The sequence below is a fragment of the Siphonobacter sp. BAB-5385 genome (genome assembly GCF_002261125.1).
Taxonomy (GTDB): domain Bacteria; phylum Bacteroidota; class Bacteroidia; order Cytophagales; family Spirosomataceae; genus Siphonobacter.
Map to the genome: position 1 here is coordinate 1 of NZ_NMPS01000022.1, position 3,276 is coordinate 3,276.

Genomic DNA, 3,276 nt, shown 5'->3' on the forward strand with positions numbered 1-3,276 from the left:
TTGCATACGGGGCTAATCACATTGAACCCCTTCGGGGTTGGCTCTTGCGTTTCGATTATATAAATCATCTACCGCTAAGGGATTAAGGTTCGGCTATTTGGCTTTTGTCAGGACGTTTGAGGAGCAGGGTATAACGCAGGAACGGCCCGGCGACACCCGCTAAACTAATCCTATAAACTACGCATTCGTCTTTGGCAAACCCGTCACTTTCTGCCAACTTGCAGCTTTATTTTTTCTTACGTTCCCATGCAACTCCGAGAAGGTTCTTATTTCATACAAAATCAGAAAGTTACTGATCTGGCCGAGCGTTTCGGTACACCCCTGTACGTATACGACGGCGAAAAAATTATTCAGCAAATTCAAAGCATTCATCAGGCTTTTGCAGGGATTGATCTGAAAATTAAATACGCCTGTAAAGCCCTGACTTCGCTTGCGGTACTCAAACTCATGCGTAAGCACGGCGTGGATCTCGACGTGGTTTCTCCGCAGGAGTTACAGATTGGTCTCCGGGCTGGCTACGCAGGCAATCAGATGAACTTTACGCCCAGCGGCGTGAGCTTCGACGAAATCGAATTTGCCGTTGAACAGGGAGCGTTCGTAAACCTGGATAACCTCGATGTACTGGAAAAATTTGGTCAAAAATACGGTTCGTCCAAACCCTGTATGATTCGGGTGAAGCCTAACGTAGCGGCGGGAGGAAATGCAAAAATCATGACGGCCCACGAAGGGTCTAAATTCGGTATTGATATTCGGCAAAAGGCGGAAATTCTGGCTCTGGTTGAAAAGTACGATCTGAAAATCGTGGGTTTACACCAGCATACGGGCTCTGATGTAAAGGAAGCTTCTGCTTTTATCGAAGCCGCCAGTCGCGTATTCGAGTTTGCCTACGATTTCCCCGACTTGCAGTGCATCGACCTCGGCGGTGGGTTTAAAGTGGCCTACAAAGAAGGCGACTACACGACAGATATGGAAAAATTCGGAGCGGAGCTTTCGGGATTCTTCCGGGAATTCTGTGAAAAATACGGACGAAACCTGCAACTATGGTTCGAACCCGGTAAGTATCTCGTTAGTGAATGTGGCTATCTGCTGGTATCGGCGAATGTAGTGAAAGAAGCTCCGGGTCGTACGTTTGTCGGAGTGAATTCCGGGCTCAATCACCTGATCCGTCCGATGATGTACGATGCCTACCATCATATTGTGAATGCCTCCAATCCGGATGATTCGGAACAGGATGTGTATGACGTGGTGGGATACATCTGCGAAACGGATAACTTCGCCCTAGGCCGTACCCTCAATAAAGTCAAAGCCAACGATATTCTCGCCATACTCAACGCCGGAGCCTACGGTTTTGCCATGAGTAGTCAGTATAACAGTCGCCTGCGTCCGGCGGAGGTGCTGGTACTGAATGGTGAAGCACATTTGATTCGTCAGCGGGAAACGCTGGAAGACGTCTTACGCAATCAGGTTGAGATTGATGTGTAGCAGGCAAAGTTTGAGGTAGTTTCAAGTTTGAAAGCGGATAAAGTGGATTTTGGTACCTACAAACCGTTGTAGCCATATCCCCGGCTGACTCTGAACTTCTGATTGATTATAAAGAGGATTTGTTAGTAAGACCGTTAAACACTATACTGGCAAGGGAATTCACTCCTTTGCCAGTTTTCTATTTAGGCTATGTCGTTTCAATCAACCGTACTCATTCATCCGGGACTCGGAAATTCCGGCGAAGGTCACTGGCAGACGCTCTGGCAGGACCAATACAACTTTGAACGCATTCAACAGCGGGACTGGGAAACGCCCATCCGTACCGACTGGGTACAAACGCTGGATGAAGCCGTTCTCCGGGCGGGTGTATCGAATGTGATTCTGGTAGGTCATAGCTTGGCCTGCGTGACAATTGCCTACTGGGCGGAACACTATCAGCGTCCGATTAAAGCCGCCCTGCTGGTGGCCCCGAGTGATACCGAAGCGGCTTCGTACCCCTCCGGCACGACCGGATTTTCACCCATGCCTACGGTAAAGCTGCCTTTCCCTTCCATCGTTGTTCGCAGTACCAATGATCCGTATATGACGATGGAACGGGCTCAAGATATGGCAGAGGCATGGGGGAGCGAGCTAATCACGATCTCCGATGCCGGACATATCAACGTAGCATCCGGATACGGTTCCTGGCCGGCGGGACTCGAACTCCTTCAGCAACTGGATCACCTGTAGATTTGATTTTATACGTTTTCCCCTTTCAATCGATGCTTTTTCGTTGTATTCTGGTTTTCTTGTTAGGTCTGGGCAGTAGTCTGCGAGCCCAGCAAAAGTTTGCGGACTTAGGAGATTTGAAGCTTGAAAACGGGTTGACGATTCAGAACTGTACCCTTGGCTACCGAACCTTTGGGAAACTCAATCCGCAGCGTTCCAATGCCGTTTTGGTGCCTACCTGGTTTGGGGGTACTTCCCAGCAAAAGGCCAACATTGCGAATGCCGGAAACATGGCCGACAGTACTCATTTTTTCGTTATTGTGGTTGATGCCCTTGGAAATGGGGTCTCTACTTCACCCTCGAATTCCAAAACGCAGCCTAACGAACAATTCCCACTGTTTACCATCCGTGATATGGTGAAGAGTCAATACGAATTGGTAACGAAGCACCTGAAACTGAATCACCTGTATGCGGTGATGGGTGTATCGATGGGAGGAATGCAATCTTTTCAGTGGGCCGTAAGTTACCCCAGCTTTATGGATCGGGTGGTACCGATTGTCGGCACGCCGCGGCAATCCGCGTATGACGTCTTGTTCTGGAACATCGAACTACGGACGCTCGAACGAGGAAATTATACCACCGAAGCTATGAAAACGACGGGTCTGATTCACGAACTGAATCTGTTTACGCCCGAATACACGCAGAAGAAACGATCCGCATCGGAGGCCACGGCTTATCTCAATCAGGTAGAAAAGGATTTAAGTACGAAGAATCCGTATGATTGGGCGAGTCAGATTCGAGCCATGCTTACGCAGGACGTAATGCCGGGGAAAACACTACAAGAGGCCGCGAAACAGGTGAAAGCGAAGCTATTGATTGTGGTGGCTACGCAGGATCACATGGTCAATCCGGCGGCGGCAAGCGAATTTTCAGGGTACCTAAAAGCTCCATTGGTTGAACTAACGAGCAACTGCGGTCACCTGGCAACTTCCTGCGAATCAGAGAAAGTGACGAGTTTTGTACGGGCGTTTTATGGGTTGTGAGGAATTGGTGGCGGTTTTCCGTTTTCCGTTTTCCGTTTTCCGT

3 protein-coding genes are annotated in these 3,276 nt (G+C 49.2%); all 3 read left to right on the forward strand.

All coding sequences use genetic code 11. The features are described from left to right. The first annotated feature begins 246 nt into the window (after positions 1–246). Positions 247–1,482: a diaminopimelate decarboxylase gene (lysA, locus tag BWI93_RS01740; RefSeq protein WP_094808449.1), complete on the forward strand. Its 1,236-nt coding sequence runs from the start codon at positions 247–249 to the stop codon at positions 1,480–1,482. A gap of 189 nt (positions 1,483–1,671) precedes the next feature. Beyond that, the gene (locus BWI93_RS01745) at positions 1,672–2,211 is read left to right on the forward strand and encodes an alpha/beta hydrolase (protein ID WP_094808450.1); all 540 of its coding nucleotides are present in this window, start codon (positions 1,672–1,674) and stop codon (positions 2,209–2,211) included. Between the two features lie 32 nt (positions 2,212–2,243). Then, complete coding sequence (locus tag BWI93_RS01750; protein WP_176454098.1) at positions 2,244–3,233, forward strand: alpha/beta hydrolase; 990 nt, start codon at positions 2,244–2,246, stop codon at positions 3,231–3,233. Positions 3,234–3,276 lie beyond the last annotated feature (43 nt).

What these genes read in the sequence shown, in the direction of transcription:
- BWI93_RS01750 (WP_176454098.1), top strand. Translation starts at nt 2,244, where the DNA reads ATGCTTTTTCGTTGTATTCTGGTTTTCTTGTTAGGTCTGGGCAGTAGT.
- BWI93_RS01745 (WP_094808450.1), top strand. Translation starts at nt 1,672, where the DNA reads ATGTCGTTTCAATCAACCGTACTCATTCATCCGGGACTCGGAAATTCC.
- lysA (WP_094808449.1), top strand. Translation starts at nt 247, where the DNA reads ATGCAACTCCGAGAAGGTTCTTATTTCATACAAAATCAGAAAGTTACT.